General features: G+C 70.8%; 3 protein-coding genes. 1 reads left to right on the top strand and 2 read right to left on the bottom strand.

What is annotated here, in order from left to right:
* On the bottom strand, positions 1-665 hold a 665-nt coding region (locus tag VGL85_RS02915; RefSeq protein WP_331585793.1), incomplete at its 3' end, for a PLP-dependent cysteine synthase family protein.
* Between the two features lie 41 nt (positions 666-706).
* The gene (locus VGL85_RS02910; RefSeq protein WP_331585791.1) at positions 707-1,885 is read right to left on the bottom strand and encodes a DNA cytosine methyltransferase; all 1,179 of its coding nucleotides are present in this window, start codon (positions 1,883-1,885) and stop codon (positions 707-709) included.
* 416 nt (positions 1,886-2,301) lie between these two features.
* Between VGL85_RS02910 and VGL85_RS02905 the strand changes: the two genes are divergently transcribed.
* Positions 2,302-3,494: N-acyl-D-amino-acid deacylase family protein (locus VGL85_RS02905; protein ID WP_331585789.1), on the top strand; the 1,193-nt coding region annotated here is incomplete at its 3' end.

Raw genomic sequence — 3,494 nt, 5'->3', positions numbered from 1 at the left:
GCGATCATCTGCACCGAGGGCTTCCTGGCCTTCAAGGCGTGGCCGACGCCGGTGATGGTGCCGGCGGTGCCGACCCCGGAGACCACCGCATCGACCTTGCCGCCGGTATCGTTCCAGATCTCCTCGCCGGTCGAGACCTGGTGCACCATCGGGTTGGCCAGGTTCTCGAACTGTTGCGGCATGACCGAGCCGGGGATCTCGGCGAGCAGCTCCTGGGCGCGGGCGACGGCGCCGCGCATGCCCTTCTCCGCCGCCGTCAGCTCCAGCCGCGCGCCCAGCAGCACCAGCATCTTGCGCCGCTCGATCGACATGCTCTCCGGCATGACCAGGATGATCGGATAGCCCTTGGCGGCGGCCACGAAGGCCAGCGCTATGCCGGTATTGCCGCTGGTCGGCTCGATGATGGTCGAGCCGGGCTTGAGCAGACCCTGGGCCTCGAGCGCTTCGATCATCGAGGCGCCGATGCGGTCCTTGACGCTGCTCAAGGGGTTGAAGAATTCCAGCTTGGCCAGCACCTCGCCCTTGGGCTTCAGCTCGGCGGTCAGCCGCGGCAGGCGGATCAGCGGGGTGTCGCCGATGGTGTCGATGATCGAGTCGTAGATCTTGCCGCGCCCGGCGCGCTTGAAGCGCGCGGCGTCGTAGGCTTTGGCGGTGGTGGTGGTCATGGCGGCGGGTCTTTCGCGGTGTTGGCCTTTGCGGGGCCACTTTAGGCGCTGGCGGCGAGCCTTGTCCGCCCAGAAATCGTCGGCCCCTGTTCAGCCGCGGCGATGACGGCCTGGCCGGCCATCAGCGGTTTCAGGATCTGCTCGGCCAGATGGCGCACCACCGGGACCGCGACCCCGTCGCCGATCACCCGCCAGGCGGCGGTGGCGCCGGCGGGCAGGCGATAGTCTTCGCCCAGGCCCATCAGCCGCGCCCCTTCGCGGGCGGTCATCAGGCGGCTGCGCGTGCGGCCGTGATCGACGATGACCAGCAACTGGCGCGACGAGCCGCCGCCGGGAGTGCGCAGACAGCCGGCCAGGCCATCGAGGCGAAGCTCGGCGCGCTGGACCTTGTCGGGCGCGGCCCCACGAACGCGGCGGTAGACGGGCGCGGTAATCCGCTCGCCGCTCGCCGCGGCCAGGCGCAGGCGCTCGCGGTGCAGCTGGCTCATCTGGCCCAGCAGGGCTGTGGTCTGCGCCGCCGAGCGCCAGGCGACGGCCTCGTCGGGCTCCAGAGCGTCGGCCAGGGTGGTGTTGCGGGCGCGAGGCGCCGCCAGCCGCCACCACAGCCAATGGCGGCGCAGGGGCTGGGGCAGGGCCTCGAAGGCGCGGCGGACGGCGGCGGTGGCGTCGGGGCCGGGCGTGGCGGAGACCAGCCCGAGCGGCGGCTCGCGCGTGGCGATGACGAAGGCCCGCGCGCGCGACTGCGGCAGAAAGGTCGATGCATCGAGTTCGACCGCGCCGAACCCGTAGCCGCGGGCGGCGAAGGCCTGGCCGATGGCGGCGAAATCCGCGCCGCCGGCGGAGCTCAACAGGCCGGCGACATTCTCCAGCACCAGGACGCGCGGCGCGCGGCCCTGATCGTCCAGCGCCTCGATCAGCCGCCAGAAGCCCCAGAAGGCCGAGGAGCGCGCGCCGCCCAGGCCCGCGCGCGCGCCGGCCAGGCTGACGTCCTGGCAGGGGCTGGACGCCCAGGCCAGATCGGCACGGCCGGGCAGTTCGCCGGGATCGATCGCCCAGACATCGCCGTGATGCAGGTGGTCGCCGCCGAAATTGGCGCGGTAGGTCGCGGCCTTCAGCGCATCGAAGTCGTTGGCGAACAGGCAGTTCCAGTCGCGCCCAAGCCCCAGCCGCGCCATGCCGCCGCCGGCGAAGAATTCGTAGAAGGCGAACGGACGACTCACGTGGGGGAGTCTAGATCAGGCAAACCACCGCGTCCCCTTCTCCCCTCGCGGGCGAAGGACGCAAGGCGGCGACGCCGAGGAATTACTGCGCCGAACTCGTTCCGGGCACGATCAGGTGGGTGTGCTGGACGCCATGGGTCGGCGCCGGCAGCATCAGGCCGAGCGCTATGCCCAGCATTGCCCCAAACCCCAAAATCACCTTGGCCATCAATCCGTCCTCTGGCGTGTTGGCAGAATGTGAAAGTGCGCCTTCTGTTCCGTTCAGGTCGGGATGCGGCGACCGGCGCGCAAGCACCGGGCCTGGCCGCGGACCGCGAGTTTTTCTCCAGGCCGAATAAGCCCCGCTGGGTCCCAAAGACTTGACCCGCCCCCCGCCGGGCGCGCCAAATACGCGCCAGGACTCTGAGGAAACGACCATGGACCAGCCTTACGATCTCGTCGTGCGCGGCGGCCTCGTCCACGACGGCCTGGGCTCCGCCCCGCGCGAGGCGGACATCGCGGTCAAGGACGGCCTGATCGTCGCCGTCGGCGCGGTCGCCGGCCGCGGAACCGAGGAGATCGACGCGAAGGGCCAGGTGGTGACGCCGGGCTTCGTCGACATCCACACTCACTATGACGGCCAGGCCACCTGGGACGAGCGGATGCAGCCCTCGTCCTGGCACGGGGTGACCACGGTGGTGATGGGCAATTGCGGCGTCGGCTTCGCCCCCTGCCGGCCTGAGGATCACGACCGGCTGGTGCGGCTGATGGAGGGCGTCGAGGACATCCCCTTCCCGGTGCTCAGCCAGGGGCTGCCGTGGAACTGGGAAAGCTATCCCGACTATCTGGCCAGCCTGGAAAAGCGCCGTTTCGACGTCGATATCGGCTCTCAGCTGCCGCACGCCGCCGTGCGCGTCTTCGTCATGGGCGAGCGCGGCGCCAATCGCGAGGCGGCCACCGAGGCGGACATCGCCGCGATGGCGCGGATCGCCCAGGGCGCGGCGGAAGCGGGAGCGCTGGGCTTCACCACCTCGCGCACGCTGAACCACCGCACCAGCGACGGCCAGCCGACGCCGACCCTGACCGCCGGCGAGGACGAGCTGACCGGCATCGCCATGGGCCTGAAGGCCGCCGGCAAGGGCGTGCTGCAGTTCGTCTCCGACTTCGGCGACGAGGACGCCGAGTTCGCCATGCTGCGCCGCGTGGTCGCGGCCTCGGGCCGGCCGATGTCGTTTTCGCTGATCCAGAATCCGATGCGGCCGCAGTCCTACAAGAGCCTGCTGCATGCGGTGGAGGACGCCAACGCCGCCGGCCTGTCGATCAAGGCGCAGGTGGCCGCGCGCCCGGTGGGCGTCCTGCTCGGGCTGGAGCTGACGGTGAATCCCTTCACCCACTACCCGGTCTACAAGGAGATCGCCACGCTCTCGCTCGATGAGCGGGTCAAGGCGCTGAAGGACCCCGACTTCCGAGCCCGGCTGTTCGCCAGCCGGCCCGAGGACGGCGTCCGCGGCGCCGGCGGCGGCTTTACGCGCATGCACCTGATGAGCGACCAGCCGGACTATGAGCCCACCGAGGCGACCACGGTGGCGCATGTCGCCGCCGAGACCGGCGCCGATCCGCAGGCCGTCGC

Origin of the sequence: Phenylobacterium sp., assembly GCF_036501465.1 — a bacterium.
Lineage (GTDB): Bacteria > Pseudomonadota > Alphaproteobacteria > Caulobacterales > Caulobacteraceae > Phenylobacterium.
This window is presented reverse-complemented; position numbering and strand designations above follow the sequence as displayed.